Origin of the sequence: Cellulosimicrobium sp. XJ-DQ-B-000 (genome assembly GCF_031119065.1) — a bacterium.
Classification (GTDB): domain Bacteria; phylum Actinomycetota; class Actinomycetes; order Actinomycetales; family Cellulomonadaceae; genus Cellulosimicrobium; species Cellulosimicrobium funkei.
This window is the reverse complement of the sequence record NZ_JAVHYN010000002.1, coordinates 136,279-155,227: the sequence shown is the minus strand read 5'-3', so window position 1 is coordinate 155,227 and position 18,949 is coordinate 136,279. Positions and strand designations below refer to the sequence as shown.

The 18,949-nt window shown below is 75.4% G+C and carries 20 protein-coding genes and 1 tRNA gene; 10 read left to right on the top strand and 11 right to left on the bottom strand.

What is annotated here, in order from left to right; translation table 11 throughout:
- Positions 1-86: 86 nt before the first annotated feature.
- Both RDI86_RS04580 and RDI86_RS04575 read right to left on the bottom strand, forming a co-directional pair.
- Complete coding sequence (locus tag RDI86_RS04580; RefSeq protein ID WP_076403426.1) at positions 87-824, bottom strand: hypothetical protein; 738 nt, start codon at positions 822-824, stop codon at positions 87-89.
- Complete coding sequence (locus RDI86_RS04575) at positions 821-1,237, bottom strand: PadR family transcriptional regulator (RefSeq protein ID WP_308820817.1); 417 nt, start codon at positions 1,235-1,237, stop codon at positions 821-823. Before RDI86_RS04575 ends, RDI86_RS04580 begins: the two co-directional genes overlap by 4 nt.
- 93 nt (positions 1,238-1,330) lie before the next feature.
- Here RDI86_RS04575 and RDI86_RS04570 point away from each other — a divergent pair, with 93 nt between their 5' ends.
- Both RDI86_RS04570 and RDI86_RS04565 read left to right on the top strand, forming a co-directional pair.
- Positions 1,331-1,837, top strand: a complete 507-nt coding sequence (locus RDI86_RS04570) for a MarR family winged helix-turn-helix transcriptional regulator (RefSeq protein WP_308820816.1) — start codon at positions 1,331-1,333, stop codon at positions 1,835-1,837.
- A gap of 1 nt (position 1,838) precedes the next feature.
- Positions 1,839-3,122, top strand: coding sequence for an MFS transporter (locus RDI86_RS04565; protein ID WP_308820815.1), 1,284 nt, complete (start codon positions 1,839-1,841; stop codon positions 3,120-3,122).
- Between the two features lie 69 nt (positions 3,123-3,191).
- Here the strand turns inward: RDI86_RS04565 and RDI86_RS04560 are convergent, their stop codons facing one another.
- Positions 3,192-5,825 (bottom strand): FtsX-like permease family protein, encoded by a 2,634-nt coding sequence (locus tag RDI86_RS04560; RefSeq protein ID WP_308820814.1) that lies wholly within the window; start codon positions 5,823-5,825, stop codon positions 3,192-3,194.
- On the bottom strand, positions 5,822-6,607 hold the full coding sequence (locus tag RDI86_RS04555; protein ID WP_061266601.1) for an ABC transporter ATP-binding protein: 786 nt from the start codon (positions 6,605-6,607) through the stop codon (positions 5,822-5,824). The genes RDI86_RS04560 and RDI86_RS04555 overlap by 4 nt, the downstream gene beginning before the upstream one ends.
- 126 nt (positions 6,608-6,733) lie before the next feature.
- Between RDI86_RS04555 and RDI86_RS04550 the strand changes: the two genes are divergently transcribed.
- Positions 6,734-7,828 carry a Gfo/Idh/MocA family protein gene (locus RDI86_RS04550; protein ID WP_083711397.1) on the top strand — a complete coding sequence of 365 codons (1,095 nt, stop codon included), beginning with the start codon at positions 6,734-6,736 and terminating at the stop codon, positions 7,826-7,828.
- A gap of 21 nt (positions 7,829-7,849) precedes the next feature.
- Here RDI86_RS04550 and RDI86_RS04545 read toward each other — a convergent pair whose 3' ends face one another.
- Positions 7,850-8,059 carry a hypothetical protein gene (locus RDI86_RS04545; protein WP_021482922.1) on the bottom strand — a complete coding sequence of 70 codons (210 nt, stop codon included), beginning with the start codon at positions 8,057-8,059 and terminating at the stop codon, positions 7,850-7,852.
- Between the two features lie 122 nt (positions 8,060-8,181).
- On the opposite strand from RDI86_RS04545, the gene RDI86_RS04540 reads away from it, so the two are divergent.
- A complete protein-coding gene (locus RDI86_RS04540) occupies positions 8,182-8,685 on the top strand; it encodes a MarR family winged helix-turn-helix transcriptional regulator (protein ID WP_051027593.1) in 504 nt (167 codons plus the stop codon).
- An 86-nt stretch (positions 8,686-8,771) separates the two neighbouring features.
- On the opposite strand, the gene RDI86_RS04535 is transcribed toward RDI86_RS04540, so the two are convergent.
- Complete coding sequence (locus tag RDI86_RS04535) at positions 8,772-9,500, bottom strand: HAD-IA family hydrolase (protein ID WP_308820812.1); 729 nt, start codon at positions 9,498-9,500, stop codon at positions 8,772-8,774.
- Positions 9,501-9,600: 100 nt separating this feature from the next.
- On the opposite strand from RDI86_RS04535, the gene tmk reads away from it, so the two are divergent.
- Together tmk and RDI86_RS04525 are read left to right on the top strand one after the other, a co-directional pair.
- Positions 9,601-10,365 carry a dTMP kinase gene (gene tmk / locus RDI86_RS04530; RefSeq protein WP_083385458.1) on the top strand — a complete coding sequence of 255 codons (765 nt, stop codon included), beginning with the start codon at positions 9,601-9,603 and terminating at the stop codon, positions 10,363-10,365.
- The gene (locus RDI86_RS04525; protein ID WP_308820811.1) at positions 10,362-11,498 is read left to right on the top strand and encodes a DNA polymerase III subunit delta'; all 1,137 of its coding nucleotides are present in this window, start codon (positions 10,362-10,364) and stop codon (positions 11,496-11,498) included. Before tmk ends, RDI86_RS04525 begins: the two co-directional genes overlap by 4 nt.
- Positions 11,499-11,504: 6 nt before the next feature.
- Here RDI86_RS04525 and RDI86_RS04520 read toward each other — a convergent pair whose 3' ends face one another.
- The 3 genes from RDI86_RS04520 to RDI86_RS04510 all read right to left on the bottom strand — a co-directional run bounded on the left by RDI86_RS04520 (position 11,505) and on the right by RDI86_RS04510 (position 14,368).
- Positions 11,505-12,494: a TIGR03557 family F420-dependent LLM class oxidoreductase gene (locus RDI86_RS04520; RefSeq protein ID WP_021483001.1), complete on the bottom strand. Its 990-nt coding sequence runs from the start codon at positions 12,492-12,494 to the stop codon at positions 11,505-11,507.
- A gap of 70 nt (positions 12,495-12,564) precedes the next feature.
- Entirely contained in the window at positions 12,565-12,945 is a 381-nt protein-coding gene (locus tag RDI86_RS04515) for an SHOCT domain-containing protein (protein ID WP_051027601.1), read from the bottom strand.
- A 109-nt stretch (positions 12,946-13,054) separates the two neighbouring features.
- Positions 13,055-14,368 carry a low temperature requirement protein A gene (locus RDI86_RS04510; RefSeq protein WP_308820810.1) on the bottom strand — a complete coding sequence of 438 codons (1,314 nt, stop codon included), beginning with the start codon at positions 14,366-14,368 and terminating at the stop codon, positions 13,055-13,057.
- Positions 14,369-14,494: 126 nt separating this feature from the next.
- Between RDI86_RS04510 and RDI86_RS04505 the strand changes: the two genes are divergently transcribed.
- The 4 genes from RDI86_RS04505 to RDI86_RS04490 all read left to right on the top strand — a co-directional run bounded on the left by RDI86_RS04505 (position 14,495) and on the right by RDI86_RS04490 (position 17,377).
- Positions 14,495-15,103, top strand: coding sequence for a hypothetical protein (locus RDI86_RS04505; protein ID WP_308820809.1), 609 nt, complete (start codon positions 14,495-14,497; stop codon positions 15,101-15,103).
- Positions 15,104-15,191: 88 nt separating this feature from the next.
- Positions 15,192-16,745: an alpha/beta hydrolase gene (locus RDI86_RS04500; RefSeq protein ID WP_308820808.1), complete on the top strand. Its 1,554-nt coding sequence runs from the start codon at positions 15,192-15,194 to the stop codon at positions 16,743-16,745.
- A gap of 112 nt (positions 16,746-16,857) precedes the next feature.
- Positions 16,858-16,930: transfer RNA gene (locus RDI86_RS04495), tRNA-Thr, on the top strand.
- A gap of 156 nt (positions 16,931-17,086) precedes the next feature.
- A complete protein-coding gene (locus tag RDI86_RS04490) occupies positions 17,087-17,377 on the top strand; it encodes a hypothetical protein (protein WP_168945378.1) in 291 nt (96 codons plus the stop codon).
- Between the two features lie 87 nt (positions 17,378-17,464).
- Here RDI86_RS04490 and RDI86_RS04485 read toward each other — a convergent pair whose 3' ends face one another.
- Together RDI86_RS04485 and RDI86_RS04480 are read right to left on the bottom strand one after the other, a co-directional pair.
- On the bottom strand, positions 17,465-18,232 hold the full coding sequence (locus RDI86_RS04485) for a hypothetical protein (RefSeq protein WP_061266606.1): 768 nt from the start codon (positions 18,230-18,232) through the stop codon (positions 17,465-17,467).
- Positions 18,233-18,324: 92 nt separating this feature from the next.
- Positions 18,325-18,924 (bottom strand): alpha/beta family hydrolase, encoded by a 600-nt coding sequence (locus RDI86_RS04480; RefSeq protein ID WP_308820807.1) that lies wholly within the window; start codon positions 18,922-18,924, stop codon positions 18,325-18,327.
- Positions 18,925-18,949 lie beyond the last annotated feature (25 nt).

Below are 18,949 nucleotides of genomic sequence, written 5' to 3'. Positions count from 1 at the left end.
TGCCCGCCGGCCATCCCCACCGTGTCACGCGTCCCCGGCGACCACCACCGGGACGCCGGGTCGCGTGACCTAGGTCCCCTCCGGGCTCAGCGGACGAGCACCGTGACCGTCCCGAGCACCAGCGTCACCGCGGGCAGGAGCAGCACGCCCCAGCGCCCGGTGCGGTCGGTGCGGGCTTGCGGTGCGTCGTCGAGAGGGTCGACGACGGGGTCGCCCGAGCCCTGCTCGCGCAGGCCCCAGACGGTCCCCACGACGAGCGCGACGGCGGCCGCGACCAGGACCGGGACCGCGGGGAGGCTCGCGACCGGGGAGCGCAGCGTGACCGCGACGGCCACGAGGGCAGCCGTCACGACCATGTTCCCGAGGACGGTCAGCACGGGGTGGGCGAGCGCGGCACGCAGCAGCCGGTCGCCGGCGCGCCACAGCCCGACGAAGCCTGCGAGCGCGGCGACGAGGACGAGCAGCATCCCGGCCGGGACGACGAGGGCGCCGCCGTCGAGGGCGGGTCGCAGCGACCACAGCACGCCGAGCATCCCGACCGTCTGCACGGCGGAGGCGGCGACCGTCCGCCCGATCGAGGAGCTCGACTGCGCGGGGTCCTCGGGCAGGTCGAGCGAGCGCGCGTACGCCACAGGGTCGCCGAACGCCTCCTGCGCGGTCTCGCCGGAGTCGACGACGTGCGCGTCCACCTCGGCGAGCACCGCGCCGATGCGCGCTCCGGCGACGCCCTGGAGCCGCAGCTCCAGCAGGAGCGCCTCGGCCCAGCGCGGGTCGACGTGCGGCGCGTGGCGGCGCTCGATCGTGTAGCGGGTCGTGTCGCTCATCGGGGGGTCCTTGTCGGGGTGGGATCGGGAGGGGGTGCGTCGGCCGGGATCGCGCCGTCCGGCGAGGGCGCGCCGGACGCGCCGGCGACGAGGGTGGTCGCCGCCGTCGTCACGGCGTCCCAGCGGGAGGTCGCGGCGGTGAGTGCGACGCGACCCTGGTCCGTGACGGCGTAGTACCGACGGCTCGGCCCGCGCTCGCCCTGGTGCCAGGAGGTCGTGACGAGGCCGTCGTCCTCCAGCCGCTGCAGGAGCGGGTAGAGCGTGCCGCCCTTCACGGTGCCGAGGCCCGCGTCGGCGAGCGACCGCGTGATCGCGTAGCCGTAGGTGGGGCCGTGGGTCGCGACGACCGCGAGCACGCACAGCGGCAGCACGCCGCGCAGGAGCTCGCGGTCGAGCCGCTCGTCGAACGTCATGGGCTAGACAGTACGGCTATCTAGTTAGGGAGGCAACCTAGTCGTTCTCGGGCAGCCAACCGACGATCGCATGAGTGCTGTTATAACAGTGCTATGACTTCTTTGGACCCGACCACGGTCCCCGGCCGGTGGGACTCCCTGCACGCCGTGCTCCGACGCCTCGACGACGAGATCGAGACCGTCTACGCCGACCGCGGGATCGTGGGGGTGCGCCCGCGGTTCGTCTACCCGCTCATCCGGCTCGCGCACACCGGCCCCCTGACCATCCGAGAGCTCGCCGCCTCGCTCGGCCGCACGCACTCGGCGATGAGCCAGACGGTCACCGCGATGCGGCGCGAGGGCCTCGTCGAGACCGCGCCGGGCGCGGACGCCCGCACGCGCCGCGTCGCGCTCACGGCGCGGTCGCGCGAGCTCGTCCCGCTCCTCGAGGCGGAGTGGCGGGCGACCGAGGAGTCCGTCGCCGAGATCGACGACGAGCTGCCGCACGCCCTGAGCGCGGTCGTCGTCGAGCTGGAGCGCGTGCTCGCCCGTCGCTCGCTGCGCGAGCGGCTCGTCGAGCGCCTCGACGCGGCCGGCCACCCGACGCCGCGGGAGCGCTGAGGTGCGCGACCACGTCCTCGACCTGCGGCCGTTGCGCGCGAGCCGCGCGTATCGGGACCTGTGGGCCGGGTCCGCCGTGGGCGGCCTCGGGTTCCAGATCGCGAACGTCGCGGTGCTGCTCCAGGTCTGGGAGCTCACCCGCAGCCCGCTGTGGACGGGCACGATCGGCCTGGCCACGGCGGTCCCGCTCCTGACGCTCGGCCTGGTGGGCGGGCACCTCGCCGACGTCCACGACCGGCGCACCCTCATGCGCCTCGCCGCGGTCGGGCAGGTGCTCTCCGCTGCTGGTCTGGCCGCGCAGGCGCTCGCGGGGAACCGGTCGGTGTGGCTCCTGCTCGGGCTCGTCGCCGCCGGCGCGGCGTGCAACGCGCTCGGCTCGCCGGCGCGCCGGACGGTGCCGCCCCGGCTGCTGCCGCCCGACCAGGTCGCCGCGGGTCTCGCGCTGCAGAACCTCGCGTTCCAGGTGGCCATGCTGGTCGGGCCCGCGCTCGCCGGCCTGGTCCTGGCGCGCTGGGACCTGCCCGCGGCCTACGGCCTCCAGGCGGTGGCCGCCGTCGTCGCGCTGCTCGGGCTCGTGCGCCTCCCGCCCCTGCCCCCGATCCCCGTCGGTCCCTCGGCCACGACGGGCCCGGCCGCCGCACCGCCCGGGCCCGCGCCGCGCCGTCGGGCGGCCGCGGGCGGGTGGTGGATCGTGTGGCGCAAGCCGACGCTGCGCGGCGCGTTCGCGACGGACGTCGCGGCGACCGTGCTCGCCATGCCGATCTCGCTGTTCCCGCTCGTCAACGAGATCCGGTTCGACGGCGACCCCCGCACCCTCGGCCTGTTCCTCTCGGCGGTCGCGGTGGGAGGGATCGGCGCGGGCCTGCTCTCCGGGGCCGTGACGCGGGCGACGCGCTCGGGCGCGCTGCAGCTCGCCGCGGCGGCGACGTGGGGCGTCGCGCTCGCCGGGTTCGGGCTCGCGGGGCCGCTGTGGCTCGCCCTCGCGTGCCTGGCGGTCGCCGGTGCGGCGGACACCGTCTCGGTCGTGACGCGCGGCGCGCTGGTGCAGCTCGAGACGCCCGACGAGTTCCGCGGCCGCGTGTCCTCGGTCGAGCACGTGGTGGGCGTCGCCGGCCCGGAGGTCGGGAACTTCCGCGGGGGAGTGCTCGCGTCGCTGACGTCGGCGCCCGTCGCGCTGGTGGCGGGCGGGCTGGTGGCGAGCGCCGTCGTCGGGCTCGTCGCGTGGCGCAACGCCCCGCTGCGCCGCTACCGCACCCCGGCCCCGGCCCCCCTCCCGGTCCCGTGAGTGCGTGAAACAGTCGCGCCGGGGCCTCCGGGACGCGACGAATTCACGCACTCAGCGGGAGACGGGGTGTCAGTCGACGGTCACCGCGTCGAGGACCGGGAGGCGGGCGGCGCGGATCGCGGGCCAGACGCTCGCGACGAGCCCGATGACGACCGCGACGCCGAGGATCGCGAGCACCTGGCCCCACGGCACGGCGAGCGTGCTCAGCCCCTCGTCGGCGAGCACGCCCGGGAGGGCGGCGCCGATGCCGATGCCCGTCGCGACGCCGAGCACCGTCCCGTAGACGGCGGTGAGCACCGACTCGATCGCGATGACCCCAGCGAGCTGGAGGCGTCCCAGACCGACGGCGCGCAGCAGCCCGATCTCGCGCGTGCGCTCGATGATCGACAGCGCGAGCGTGTTGACGATGCCGAGCAGCGCGATGACGATCGACAGCGCGAGCAGGGCGTAGAGGATGACGAGCACCTGGTTCACCTGGTCGGCGAACGCGGACGCGGTCTGCTCCCGGTCGAGCACCGTGACGACGAGGAACGGCTCGACCGCCGACGTCAGGGCGGTGCGCAGCTCCTCGACGTCGGCCGGGCTCGCGCCGTCGGCCGCCGACACGTAGACGATCCGCACGCTCGCCTGGGCGGCCGGAACGACGGCGTCGAACACGTCGTCGCGCACCAGGACGCCGGTCCCCACGAGCTGGCTGTCGATCACCGCGCCCACGCGCGCCTCGACGGCGGAGTCGCCCTCGCCGAGCCGCAGCGTGTCGCCCACCTCCCAGCCGCGCTCGCGCGCGGTGCGCCGGTGCACGACGACGTCCCCGTCCTCGAGCGTGGCCGTCGGGTCCCCGGCGAGCGTCACGGGTTCGAGCGCGGTGTCGAAGAACCCGGCGGGCACGCCCGCGACGTCGGTCCCGCGCGGTCCGTCGTCCGTGCCGCCGACCGTGGCGACCGACGCCGACCCGAGCCGCACCGTGTCCACGACCGCGGCGCCCGGCGTCGCGGTGACGGCCTCGACCGCGCCCTCGGGCACGACGAGCGTCGCGGAGTCGACCACCAGGTCGGCCCGCACCTCGTTCTCGACGATGCTCCGCACCGACGCCTGGGTCGAGGCGGCGATGACGCCCGTGACCGAGACGAGCGCCATGCCGATGAGCAGGGCTCCCGCGGTGCTCGCGGTGCGGCGGGGGTTGCGCGTGACGTTGCCGCGCGCGAGGCGGCCGAGCGGGCGCAGCGCGACGACGAGAGGCCACGCGAGCACCGCGAGCACGCCGCGCGCGACGGCCGGCGACCCGACGAGCACGCCCACGAGCACGAGCCCGGCCCCGACGCCGAGGAGCAGGCGGGGGCTCAGGTCGTCGACCCAGGCCCAGCCGGTCGGCGCGTCCACGACGGAGGACCCCAGGTACGCGGCGAGCCACAGCACACCGGCGCCCGCCGCGACGACGACCACCCCGCCCACCGCCCGCAGCCCGGTGCCGCGGTCGGGCGCGACGTCGTCGCGCATCGCCTGCACGGGCGGGATCGCGGCGGCCCGCCGCGCGGGCAGCACGGCCGCGAGGACGCTGACGACCGCCCCGAGCGCGACGGCGGCCACGACCTGCGAGGTCCCGAGCGGGACCCGGCCGGAGAACTCGAAGCCGGCGAGCGCGAGCCCCCACCGGATGACCCGCACCAGCCCGGCCCCGGCGAGCACGCCGAGCCCACCACCCACGAGCCCGACGACGAGCGCCTGGACGAGGACCGACGCGAACACCTGGCCCGGCGACGCGCCGAGCGCGCGCAGGAGCGCGAGCTCGCGCAGGCGCTCGCGCACCGACATCGCGAACGTGTTGGCGATGATGAACGCGCCGACGAACAGCGCGATGGCGGCGAACACGAGCAGGAAGGTCTCGACGAACCCGAGCACCTCCTCGACCGCCTCGCTCGCCTCGGCGCGCGCCTGCTCGCCCGTGACGGCCTCCGCGCCGGACGGGAGGACCGACGCGACGCGGTCCGCGAGGGCGTCCTCGTCCACCGGTCCGCTCGCGTCCGCCCAGACCGCGATCTGGGGCACCAGCCCGTCGGGCGCGTAGACCTCGCGCGCCGTGTCGCCGTCGATCCCGACGAGGACCGCACCCGCGGCGGCGGCCTCGATGCCGAACACGCCGGACACGGTCACGGGGCGCGGCTCCCCGCCGAGCACGACCGTGGTCTCGTCGCCCGTGGCGAGGTCAGCGGTCTCGGCCGCGCTCTGCTCCAGGACGATCTCGCCCGGGCCGGGCCACGCGCCGTCGAGCAACGTGAGGCTCGGGTCCTCCGGGTCGACGGAGAACGCCGTGCTCGGCGGGCCCGTGGTCACGACGGCGGTGCCGTCGGCCGCGACGAGCACGACGGGGCCGGACACGTCCGCCACGGCCCGCTCGACGCCGTCGACCCCCTCGACCTCCGTCGCGAGGTCGGCCGGGACGAGCGTGCGGTCGCCCGCGAACCCGCCCCCGCCGGCGGCGCCGCCGCCACCGGGCCCGGACGCGTCGCTCTCGACCTCCTGCGCGCCGCGCACGTAGACGTCGGCCGTGAGCGTCGTCGCGATGATGTCGTCGAACGTGGAGGAGAGCATGCCGCGGAACGCGAACGTGCCGACGACGAACGCGACGCCGAGCGTCACGGCGAGCACCGACAGGACGAACCGCACGACGTGCGCGCGCACGCCCCGCAGCGCGACGCGGATCATGCGCCGTCGTCCGCGGCGAGCGCGAGCGCGTCGAGGATGTCCTGCTGCGTGGGGTCGTGCAGCTCGCCCGCGAGGCGCCCGTCCGCGAGGAAGACGACGCGGTGCGCGTACGACGCCGCGCGCGGGTCGTGCGTGACCATGACGACCGTCTGGTCGAGCTCGTCGACGGAGCGGCGCAGGAACGTGAGGACCTCGCCCGCGGAGCGCGAGTCGAGGTTGCCGGTCGGCTCGTCGGCGAACACGATCGAGGGCCGCGACACGAGCGCCCGCGCGCACGCCACGCGCTGCTGCTGCCCACCGGACAGCTCGGAGGGGCGGTGGTGCAGGCGGTCGGTGAGCCCGACGGCGGTCGTCACCTCGTCGAACCAGTCGCGGTCCACGCGGGTGCGCGCGATGTCGAGCGGGAGCGTGATGTTCTCCGCGGCCGTGAGCGTCGGGACGAGGTTGTACGCCTGGAAGACGAACCCGACGCGCGTGCGGCGCAGAGCCGTGAGCCGCCGCTGCGACATCCGGCTGATCTCCTGCCCGTCGATCACCACGCTGCCGGAGGTCGGGGAGTCCAGCCCGGCGAGGCAGTGCATGAGCGTCGACTTGCCGGACCCGGACGGCCCCATGATCGCCGTGAGCCGGCCGCGCGCGAAGTCGACGTCGACGCCGTCGAGCGCGCGGACGGCCGTCGGGCCGGATCCGTAGACCTTGACGAGGTCGCGCGCGCTCGCCCGTGCCTCGGGCTCGGGTCCGGCGTCGGTCGGCGTGCCGGTCCGGGGCGCGGGGGTCGTCATGCCCCCATCGTGACGTGCCGCGCGGCGGCGCGCACCACCCGTGCGGGGGAGGGTGGCTCGCGCGCCCGACGCGCGGCCTGTGGACGAGCGGCGGCGAGGCCCGCGCAGGGCGATAGCGTGGGCCGCATGAGCACCGTCGCCCCGCCGCCCGCCGCGCACCCCGACGAGACCCCGGCCGCCACCGGCGTCCACCCGTTCCCCGACCTGTCCGCCGAGGTGACGGGCACGGTCCCCGACCCGCGCAGCGCGCCCCCGATCCGCTGGGGCATCCTCGGCGCGGGCGGCATCGCGTCGTCGTTCGCGGAGGCGGTGCGCCTGTACACGCAGGGTCGCGTCGCCTCGGTCGGCTCGCGCGACCGCGTGCGCGCCGAGCGCTTCGCGACCGCGCACGGCGTCCCCACGACGCACCACGGCTACGACGAGCTCGTCGAGGACCCGCAGGTGGACGTCGTGTACGTCGCGACGCCGCACTCGCACCACCACGAGCACGCCCTGCTCGCGATCCGCGCGGGCAAGCACGTCCTCGTCGAGAAGGCGTTCACGCGCAACGAGGCCGAGGCGGTCGAGGTGCTCGACGCCGCGCGCGAGGCGGGCGTGTTCGTCATGGAAGCCATGTGGACGCGGTTCCTGCCGCACGTCGCCGCGCTGCGCGGCGTGATCGCGCGCGGCGAGATCGGCGACGTCGTGAACCTCAGCGCGGACCACGGCCAGTGGTTCCCGTTCGACCCCGAGCACCGGCTCTACGCGCCGGAGCTGGCGGGCGGCGCGCTGCTCGACCTGGGCGTCTACCCGGTGTCGTTCGCGCACGACCTGCTGGGCGCGCCGTCGACCGTGACGGCCGTCGGTGCACTCACGGAGACGGGCGTGGACGGGCAGGTGAGCATCGTGCTCGGCTACGGCGACACGCAGGCGACGCTCTCGACCACGCTGTGGTCGCGCACCGCGAACACGGCGGTGATCTCGGGCACGGCGGGCCGCATCGAGGTCGAGGGCACGTTCTACGCGCCGACGTCGTTCCGGGTCGTCCGGCACGACGGCGCGTCCTGGTACTACGACGGCTTCTCCGGCGAGGGCAAGCAGTACCAGGCCGCCGAGGTCGCGCGCCGCGTCGCCGCGGGCGAGACGCAGAGCCCGCGCATGTCGTGGGACTCGACGCTCGAGGTCATGCGCACGCTCGACGAGGTGCGTCGCCAGGTCGGGGTCGTCTACCCCGGGGAGTGACGCCCGCGGGCGGGCGTCGCGTCAGTCGGTGTGCTCGACGACGTAGCTGCGGCCGTCGGGGCCGGTGACCCGCTCGAAGCGGGTGCGCAGCTCCTGGTCGCGCTCGCGCTCGGCGTCGGACACGCCGCGGCCGTCGGCCTCCTGTCGCCCCAGCTGTGCCGGGCCGAAGATCGGCAGGAAGCCCTCGGTGATGCGCATGCCGAGCGTGCGCTTGTCGTTCTTGCGCGCCACGGTGTCCTCCGCTGGTGTCGCGTCGCCGGCCCGGGGGCCGGTGGCTGGTGCTCGTCCGCTGATGGTTGGTGCACCAATGATTGGCGTACCAAGAATAGCGCGATCCTCGGTAGCATGGCGCCATGACGAGCGAGGAGAACGGCGGGGCGTCCGCACCGGGCGCGGCGACGCTGTTCGCGGACCCGCTCGCGCTCGAGGCGCAGGTCTGCTTCGCGCTCTCGGCGGGCGCGCGCGGCATGGTCGCCCTGTACCGGCCGCTGCTCGAGCCCCTGGGCATCACCCACCCGCAGTACCTCGTGCTGCTCGCGCTGTGGCAGGACGACGCGGCAGGCACGACGTCGACCGTCGGCGACCTCGCGGCGCGGCTGCACCTCGACGCCGGGACGCTCTCGCCGCTCCTCAAGCGGCTCGAGAGCCTCGGCTACGTGCGCCGTTCTCGCTCGCCCGACGACGGCCGCCAGGTCCGCGTGACGCTCACGCCCGAGGGGCGGGCGCGGCGTCGTGACGCGGAGCGCATCCCGCCCGCGATCGTCGCCGCCACGGGCCTCACCCTCGACGAGCTGGCGGAGATCCACGCCGCCGCGTCGAAGGTCGTCGCGGCCGCCCAGCGAGCGTCCGTCTACTGAGTATCAGCCCGCTGCAGCCCGCCGAGCAGGGGGGTTGGCCCGTCAGGGGAGGAGGACGGGAGACGACCGCAGGGTCGGCGGGGTGGTCAGGCGTCCGTGATCCGGATGCCGTCCGGGCCTGCGGCGAAGCGCACCGCCGCCAGACCCGCCGCCAGCGCGTCGGGTGCAGGGGACGCGGACGCCAGCTCGTCGGCCGTGTGCGTGCCCGTCACGACGAGCACGGCGCACCCCGCGGCGCGGGCGGACGCGACCCCGGCCGGGGCGTCCTCGACGACGAGGCACCGCGCCGGGTCCACGCCCAGGCGCTCCGCGCCGAGGAGGAACGGGTCCGGGTCGGGCTTGCCGTGGGCGACGTCGTCCGCGGTGACGACCACCGACGGCGCGACGAGGCCCGACGCGGCCATGCGCGCCGCCGCGAGGGGGCGGGTGCACGACGTGACGATCGCCTGCCGCTCCGGGGGCAGGGCGGCGAGCGCGTCGCGCGTCCCCGGCAGGATCGTCACGCCCTCGTTGTCCTCGAGCTCCAGCTCGTGGATGCGGTCGTACGCGGGCTCGACCTGGTCGGCCGGCAGGAGCGTCGCGATGAGCGTGCGCGCGGGGGTGCCGTGCTGGATCTGGAAGTCCTCGGCGTCGGGCAGCCCGTGCTCCGCGGCCCAGCGACGCCAGTTCCGGTCCACCGCCGGGACCGAGTCGATGAGGGTGCCGTCCATGTCGAACAGCACGGCGTCGAACGTCCGCCCGGCGAACGCGACGCCGGGGGTGGGCAGAGGAGCGGGCGCGGGGTCCGTCGCGGGGGTGGTCACGGGATCGGGCATGGCCCGAGGCTATCCCGCGCGTCCGGCGCCTGCGGCCGTCCCGCACGACCGGCGGCCGGGGGACCGGCCCGTGTCCGACGTCGCGACTAGGGTGGTCGCCGTGAGCGCACCCGGGTACTTCATCTCCTTCGAGGGCGGCGACGGCGTCGGCAAGTCGACGCAGGCGCGCCTGCTCGGGCAGTGGCTCGGCGAGCTCACGGGGCGCGAGGTCGTGCTGACGCGCGAGCCGGGCGGCACGGAGCTCGGCAAGGAGCTGCGCGCCGCGGTGCTCCACGGGCAGGACATGGACCCCCGCACGGAGGCGCTCATCTACGCCGCGGACCGCGCGCACCACGTCGCGAGCCTCGTGCGCCCCGCGCTCGAGCGCGGCGCGATCGTCGTCACGGACCGCTACCTCGACTCGTCGGTCGCCTACCAGGCGGGCGGGCGCGAGCTCGGTGCGGACGAGGTCGAGCTCATCTCCCGCTGGGCCGTGCAGGACCTCCTGCCCGACGTGACGATCCTGCTCGACCTCGACCCGGCGGTCGCCGCCGGTCGCATCCGCCGCCAGCACGACCGCCTCGAGCGCGCGGGGGCGGAGTTCCACCGCCGCACGCGCGAGGCGTTCCTCACGCGCGCGGCGTCGGACCCGGACCGCTGGGTCGTCCTCGACGCCGCGGGCTCGGTCGACGACCTCCAGGCGCAGATCCGGGTCGACGTCGCCGCGCGGCTCGAGCTCACGCCCGTCGTCGAGGAGGCCGAGGACACGGTCGCCGCGCTGCCCGACGACGGCTTCGACGACACGGACAGCGCGATCGGCTACGCGCCGGGCACGGACCTCCTCCCGGGCGCCCCGGCGCGGCCTGCCGGGGACGCGCGCGCATGAGCGTCTGGGACGACGTCGTCGGGCAGGAGCAGTCCGTCGCGACGCTCCGTGCCGCGGCCACCGACCCCGCCGCGATGACCCACGCGTGGCTGCTCACCGGCCCGCCCGGGTCCGGCCGCTCGAACGCCGCGCGCGCGTTCGCGGCCGCGCTCCAGTGCGAGCAGGGCGGCTGCGGGCGCTGCCAGGCGTGCCGCACGACCCTCGCCGGGACGCACCCGGACGTGACGCTCGTCGCGACCGAGCTCGTGACCATCAAGATCGACGACGTGCGCGACCTGGTGACGGTCGCGAGTCGCAGCCCGTCGCAGGGTCGGCGTCGGGTCATCGTCGTCGAGGACGCCGACCGCATGGCGGAGCGCACCACGAACGTCCTCCTCAAGGCGATCGAGGAGCCCGCCCCGCACACGGTGTGGATCCTCTGCGCCCCGAGCCCGCAGGACGTGCTCGTGACGATCCGCTCGCGGTGCCGCGGGGTCGTGCTGCGGGTGCCGCCGGTCGAGGCCGTCGCGGGCTTGCTCGTGCAGCGCGACGGCGTCGACGAGCACGTCGCACTCGTCGCGGCGCGCGCGGCCCAGAGCCACATCGGCCTCGCCCGGCGCCTCGCGCGGGACGCGGGCGCGCGCGAGCGCCGCACGTCCGTGCTGTCGCTCGCCCGGCGGGTCCGCGGGGTGGGCGACGCCGTGCTCGCGGCGGGAGAGCTCGTGGATCTCGCGCAGGCCGAGGCGAAGGCGGCGACGGAGGAGCGCGACGCCGCGGAGAAGGCCGAGCTCCTGCGTGCGCTCGGCGTCGCGGACGGCGAGACGCTCCCGCCGCGGCTGCGCTCCCAGCTCCGCGACCTCGAGGCCGACCAGAAGCGGCGTGCGACGCGCCACCAGCGCGACGTGCTCGACCGCGCGATGGTCGACCTGCTCTCGCTGTACCGCGACGTGCTCGTGGTCCAGCTCGGGGCGCAGGTCGAGCTCGTCAACACCGAGCTCGCCGAGACGGTGAGCGCGCTCGCGCAGGACTCGACGCCCGAGCAGACGGTGCGGCGCATGGACGCGATCGGCGTCGCGCGCGAGCGGCTCGAGGGCAACGTCGCGCCGCTGCTGGCCGTGGAGGCGATGGTCGTCGCGCTGCGGCCCCAGGGCTGACGGCCGCTAGCTCGACGGCGCCGCCGCGCGGAGCTTCTCCAGGAGCGGCCCGGCCGCGGTCTCGAGGAACTCGCGCTGCCCGACCTCGCCCACCTGGACGAGCGCGAGGTCGGTGAACCCCGCCTCCCACCACGCGGACGCCGCCTCGACGACCGCATCCAGGTCGGGGCCGCACGGGATGGACGCGGCCACGTCCTCGGGCCGCACGAACGCCGTCGCCGCCTCGAACGCCTCGGTCGTCGGCAGGTCCGCGTTGACGCGCCAACCGCCGCCGAACCACCGGAACTGCTCGTGCGCGCGCGCCACGGCGGTCTCCTCGTCCGGGTCCCAGCAGATCGGCATCTGCCCCACGACGCGCGACGGCGCGAGCTCGGCGCGCTCGCGGACCGAGGACCACCGCTGCACGACGCCGGCCTCGGGCTCGGTCGTGACGAGGTGGTCGGCCAGCGGGGCGAACCGCTCGATCGACTGCGGGCCGGAGACCGCCACGCCGATCTCGACCGTCTCGTCGGGCAGGTCCCAGAGCTTGGCGGAGTCGACGCGGTAGTGGACGCCGTCGAACGTGAGGCGCTCGCCGTCGAGCAGCGAGCGGATGATCTCCACCGCCTCCTCGAGCATGTCGTGCCGCTCGCCGACGGCGGGCCAGCGCTCGCCCGCCACGTGCTCGTTGAGGTTCTCCCCGGCGCCGAGCCCGAGGGTGAAGCGGTCGTCGGACAGGAGCGCCACGGTCGCGGCCTTCTGCGCCACGACCGCGGGGTGGTAGCGCAGGAGGGGGCAGGTCACGTACGTCATGAGGCCGACGCGCTCGGTCGCCTGGGCGACCGCCCCGAGCACGGACCACGCGTACGGGGCGTGGCCCTGGGCGTCGAGCCAGGGGAAGTAGTGGTCGCTCATCACCTCGAAGTCGAAGCCGACGCGCTCCGCGTCGACCGCGTGCTCCACGAGCGCACGAGGGCCGGACTGCTCGGTCATGAGGGTGTAGCCGAAGCGGGTCATGTCTCGATCGTGGGACGGGCCGGGCGCACCCGCACGCGGGTACGCCCGGCCCGGGGGAGGGAGGGGTCGGTCAGGCGAGCGCCTTCGCCTTGAGCTGCGCGAACTCCTCGGGGGTGATGGCGCCCGAGTCGAGGAGCGACTTGGCGTGGGAGATCTGCTCGGCCGGCGACGTCGTCGCGACCTGGCGGATGTAGGCGTCCGTGTCGTGCTTCGCCTGGACGACGGCCGCGGCCTGTCGCTCCGCCATGCCGCGCCCCCGCGCGATGAGGTAGACGAGCGACGTCAGTACGGGCAGGAAGATGAGGAAGATGATCCAGACTGCCTTCCACCACCCGGAGAGCTCCCGGTCACGGAACAGGTCCGCGATGATCTGGAAGAGCACGATGAGGTACGCGATGAAGAAGAAGCTCCACACGAGGAGCCAGAAGAAGTCCCAGAAGTCCACGGTCACGCCCTTTCTCGACGGGTCCCGCGACGCGACGGCCTGCTGCCCCGCGCCATCAGGGCGAACGTAGCGACGTCGCGACGATCGCGCCCGGCGAGGCGCGCGGTGCCGCGGCTCACGACGTCCCGGCCGGTGGCCCGGGCGGAGGCCCCGCGGGCGCGCCCGGCCCGTCCGACGGCCCGTCCGACAGCGCGCCCGACGGTGGGATCGGGACCCGCCGCGCGCGGACGACGTCGCCCACGATGACCGCCAGCAGGACGCCGTCCGTCACCCAGTTGAGCGCGAGCGGCGAGAGCCACGCGTGGACGGCGAAGAGCACGCCGACCGCGACGGCGCCCAGCACGTGCGGGAGCGACCAGCGCCCGCCCGTCGCGCGCCGGAACAGCGCGTTCCCCACGAGGTACGTCGCCGCCGCCCCGCACACGAGGCCGGCGGTCCAGGCGTCGGCGTGACCGCCGTCGTGCCCGAGCGGGTGCAGGAGCACGAGCTCGTCGGCGACGGCGGTGAGCACGATCCCGGCGACGATGACGAACGGGACGTACGTGTACGCCGTCTGGGCGACCATCCCGCGCTCGGCGCGCGACGTGAAGTACTCGGTGGCACGCCGCTCGGACCGGTCGAAGAACAGCAGCCACATGAGCACGGTGCTCGCGAACGCGGAGCAGAACGCGGAGACGGTCGTGAGGTCGAGGGGGAGCTCGGCGAACGCGGCGCCCGTGACGATGATCGACTCGCCCAGGCAGATGATGACGAACAGGCTGACCCGTTCGGCCATGTGCTCCCCGCGGACCACCCACGTGCTCGCGCGCGACGCCCCGAGCCCCGGGAGCCAGAACATCGCGCGCGGCCCGGCGACGTCGATCGCGGCCGCGACCGCCCACAGCAGCAGGCGGTGCTCCTCGACGAGACCGCCCCCGACCCACAGCGCGCCCGACGCCGCGAGCCACGTCGTGATGCGGACGAAGTTCACCGCGTTCTCGGGCCAGACGCGGCCCATCGCGACCATCGTGAAGAGGCTGCGCCCCACCTGCATCGCGACGAGCATGACGGCGAACAGCAGGCCCTTGTCGCCGAACGCCTCCGGGATCGCGCTCGCGAGGACGAGGCCCAGCAGCATGAGCACCACGAGCAGGCCTCGCACCGGCAGGCGCTCGGGGTCGAGCCAGTTCGTCACCCACATCGTGTCGACCCACACCCACCAGACGGCGACGCCGAGCAGGAGAGTGTGCCCGAGCGCCTCGACGCCGGGGTGCGCGATGAGCCCGTGCGAGAGCTGGGTGACCGCGAACACGAACACCAGGTCGAAGAACAGCTCCACGTAGCCGACCCGGCTCGAGTCGCCGCCGTCGCCGTGCCGCAGGAGGTCGGTGCGCAGGCCCCAGGGGAGCGGGGGCCGCTCGGTGCCGCGGGTCGGGTGCGGTGCGTCCATGCGGGGATGCTCCCACCCCGGGTCACCGTCGGGTCACGATCCCGCGGCGCGTCGGCGGTTCGGCGCGCGCGAGGTCCCGGCGCGGACCACGATGGTCGCGCACCCGTCGCCGACCGAGGAGTTCCCATGGTCCCCGCCCGTCGTCCCGCCGCCCGCACCGCGCGCCTCACCGCGGCGCTCGCGCTCACGGCCACGGTCGCCCTGCTCGGGGCGTGCGCGTCCGGAACCGACGAGGGCGGTGACGGCACGAGCGCCACCGAGGAGACCACGGAGCCCGACGGCGACCCCTCGACGGAGCCCTCCACGGAGCCGACCGACGACGCCACCGACGAGCAGCAGGGCCTGCCTGACGCCGCGACGATGGACGTCGTCGCGGGCGCGCACGGCAAGGGCCTGCCGCCCGGCGCGGACGCGCCGACCGAGGGCGGCACCGGCGCCGCGTGGAGCGCCGAGCCGGGCCTCCTGCTCGTCGTGACGTTCGGGTCCAGCACGTGCCCGCTGCTCGCCGAGGACGACGCCGCGGTCGAGGGGAGCGACGTCGTGGTGTCGTTCGTCGACATCCCCGCCGACACCGCGTGCACCATGGACTACGTCCCCGCGACGTCCGTCGTCGCGGTGCCCGACGGCGTGGACACCAGCGCCGACGTGAGCGTCGTGCTCGGGGACCGCGGGACCGTCGTCGTGCCGCCGCCGGCCGAGGGCGCGGCCGGCGAGTTCGCCTGGACCGCGGGGTGACGACCCCCGTGGTGAAGAGCGCGTGAAAGGACGGGCCGCCGCCGGTGGGCCGTCTCCCGCGCGACGGGCGAGCGGCTACCGTGTCCGGGTGACGACGTCCCCCTCCTCCCGCCCCGCTCGCCGCGCCCTGGCCTGCGCCGCGACCCTCGTGCTGGCTCTCGTCGCGGGCGCGTGCTCGGCGCCCCCGAAGCAGCAGATCCCGGTCGAGGACGTCCCGACCGCGTCGTCGACCGGCACGGGCGAGACGGGACCGGAGGGCTTCGAGGAGTTCTACGGGCAGACCCTCGCGTGGGAGGACTGCGGAGCCGGCTGGGAGTGCACGACGGCGCGCGCCCCCCTCTCGTGGCAGGACCCGGCGGCGGGCGAGATCGAGCTCGCGGTCAAGCGCCAGCCCGCGACCGGCGAGCGCATCGGCTCGCTCCTCACCAACCCCGGCGGGCCCGGCGCGTCGGGCGTCGACTTCGTCGCGTCGCTCGCGCCGACCGTCGGCGAGAGCGTCACCGCGGCCTACGACCTCGTGGGCTTCGACCCCCGCGGCGTCGGGCAGTCCTCGCCCGTCGTGTGCCTCGACGACGCCGCGAAGGACGAGTCCCTGTCGCGCGACTTCGACACGGACGAGGCGGGGCTCGAGGCGCTCGCGGAGGACCGTCGCGCCTGGGCCGAGGCGTGCGCCGACAACACGGGCGAGCTCCTCGGGCAGGTCGACACCCAGAGCGCGGCCCGCGACATGGACATGCTGCGCGCCGTCCTCGGTGACGAGAAGCTCGCGTACCTCGGCTACTCCTACGGCACGCAGCTCGGGGCCACGTACGCCGGGCTGTTCCCGGACAAGGTCGGCCGCATGGTGCTCGACGGGGCGATCGACACCTCGCTCGACCCGGACGAGATCTCCGAGCAGCAGGCCGTCGGCTTCGAGAACGCCCTGCGCGCGTACGTCGAGGACTGCCAGGCCGGAGCCGGGTGCCCCCTGAAGGGCGACACGGACGCGGGGATGCGCCAGATCCGCTCGCTCCTCGACGCCGCGAAGGCGAACCCGCTCCCGACGGACTCGGGTCGCAGCGTCACGCAGACCCTCGGTTTCTACGGCGTCGCCGTCACGCTGTACAACGACCAGAGCTGGCCCGTGCTCACGCAGGCGCTCACCGAGGCGTTCGAGGAGGGCACCGGCAACGGCCTGCTCTACCTCGCCGACTTCTACAACGACCGGAACGCCGACGGCACGTACTCGTCGAACTCGGCCGAGGCGTTCCGGGCCGTGAACTGTCTCGACGGGCGCCAGGACGACGACCCGGCCGCGATGCAGGCCCAGCTCGAGCGGCTCGAGGAGGAGGCCCCGACGATGGGCTACTTCTTCGCGTTCGGTGGGCTCACGTGCGAGGGCTGGGCGTACCCCGTCGTCGACCAGGAGTTCGACCTCGCCGCGAAGGGCGCCGCGCCGATCCTCGTCATCGGCACGACCAACGACCCGGCCACCCCGTACGTGTGGGCCGAGGGTCTCGCCGACACGCTCGACTCCGCCGTCCTGGTCACCTGGGAGGGCGAGGGGCACACCGCGTACGGGCGCGCGAACGACTGCCTGAGCGACGCCGTGGACGCCTACCTCGTGGACGGGACAGTCCCCGAGGACGGGCTCCGCTGCTGACGCGGAGGGCGCCCGACAGCGGCCCTCGGGCCCGCTTTGGAATCTGGCCCGGTCGTTGGGTACAGTAGGCGCTCGTTGCCACCGGTTCGCCGAGCGGACCGGGACGTAGCACGCCGCCTTAGCTCAGTCGGCAGAGCGATTCACTCGTAATGAATAGGTCAAGGGTTCGATTCCCTTAGGCGGCTCGGTGACGAAGGCCCGGAACCCACGGTTCCGGGCCTTCGTCGTGCTCAGGGGGCGGCGCGGAGCGGTGCGACACTCGAGCACCGACTCGTGGCGGCCGGACGGCGCACGGGCCGCACGATGCACGTCGGCCGCACGACCCGACCCCGAGGAGCGAGATGTCCCGCAGCGTCGCAGTCACCCTGATGGGCCTCGGCCTCGTGCTGGTGGTCGCCGGCGTCGTCACCGGTTACACCGTGGGCGTCATCTCCGACAACCCGCTGGCGGAAGACGGCGTGCCGCGCGTGCACGTGACCCTTCTCCTGGGTTGTGCAGCCACGACAGCGGCCGCCGGAGGGATCGTCGCCGTGCTCGGGCTCCTCGGGCTCTTCGCCCGGCCGGTCCCGCACGCCGAGGTCCGTGCGCAGCCGCGAGACCCGGGACCACAGGACAGCGGCCTGAGCGGCTGAGCAGCGCCGCGCGCTCCCGGTGCGCGCGGGCCAGCGGGGAGCGCCGGTCCGGCTGGACGACGGCGGGCACCGCCCGCCGCTGAGGCCTCAGCCCACGCGGCGCACGAGCAGGATCACGCCGCCGGCCGCGGCGGCGACGAGCCCGCCGATGCCTACCGCGGCGAAGGTCGGGAAGGTCTCGCCCGCGGGCGGGGGCGGCGCCGTGCGGTCGACGGACGCGAGCGGGACGCGCGCCGGCTCGGGGCCCGCGGTCGTGGGCGCGGCGGTCGGCGTCGGCTCGACGGGGGCGGCCGTGGTCGGTTCCTCCGTCGGCTCGACGGTCGGCTCCTCCGTGACGTCGGGCTCCGGCGCGTCCGGCGTCTCGACGGGCGCCTCCACGACCGCCGCGGCCGGCGGCGCCTCGGCCGTCGGGGCCGAGGTCGCGGGGGCGTCGGGGGTCGGCGCCGGGGGCGCCGTCGTGGGGGAGGGCTCGGCCTGCGCCGTCGTGCAGACGGGGTCGTCCCCGTTCCACCGCGCGTGCTGTGCCCGCAGGCCGGACACCTGGGCCCACGTGACGCAGTAGCCGTCGGGGAACGTGCGCGACGGCACCGAGAAGGCCAGGAACCCGTCCGCGGAGTCGCGCGGGCCGTAGGAGTCGGAGTAGTACCGCTCGCGGCTCCCGTCCGGCGCGCTCACGGCGTAGGAGACCGCGCCCCACTCGGACCAGAGGCGCTCCGGGTCGAACGAGACGCCGTCGACGCTCACCTCGAGCCCGCTCTCGCCGTCCCGGCCGACTGCGGTCGCGGGTGCGGCGGCGACGGCCACCACGAGCAGCGCAAGCGGTGCGAGGGCGAGCAGGCGGCCAGCGGCGCGCATCAACACCTCCGGGTCGTTCGGGAGCGGTCCGCGGCACATCGTACGCAGTCGTGCGGGCGGGTCGGAACGTCGGGGCGGCGCCCTGCGGCGGGTCAGGCCTCGAGCGTCGCGAGCCACCGGACGACGGCCTCGCACACGGCCGCGTCCTGCCCCTTGAGGTCGTGGGCGCCGGGCAGCTCGACGCGCGTGACGGGCCCGGGGATCGCGGCGGTGTGCTCGGCGAGCTCGTCCGGCGTCGCGAACGGGTCGGTGCGCCCGGAGACGAGGAGGACCGGCACGTGGAGGTCCGGGAAGTGCTCGGTCCGCAGGCGCTCGGGCTTGCCCGGCGGGTGCAGCGGGTAGCTGACGAGGGCCAGCCCGGCGGCGGGGAGCCCCTCGGCGACGGCCATCGAGCACATGCGGCCGCCGTACGAGCGGCCTCCGAGCACGAGGTGGTCCGTCGTGGTGCCGAGCTCGGCGGCGAACGCCTCCGCCTCGGCGCGGACGTGCGCGATCGCGACGGGCGGCCGGTCGGGCATCCGCTTGCCGGCGATCCGGTAGGGGAAGTCGACGCGGCGCACGGGGACGGGCGGGTCGAGGGCGGCCAGCGCCTCGTCGATCGCGACGAGCGCGCGGTGGTCGCGGCTCGCGCCGGCGCCGGGCGTGAGGAGGACGCCGGCGACGGGCCGGTCGTCGGGGTGCGGCGTGGTCACCAGCCCAGTCTCGCAGCGCGCACGG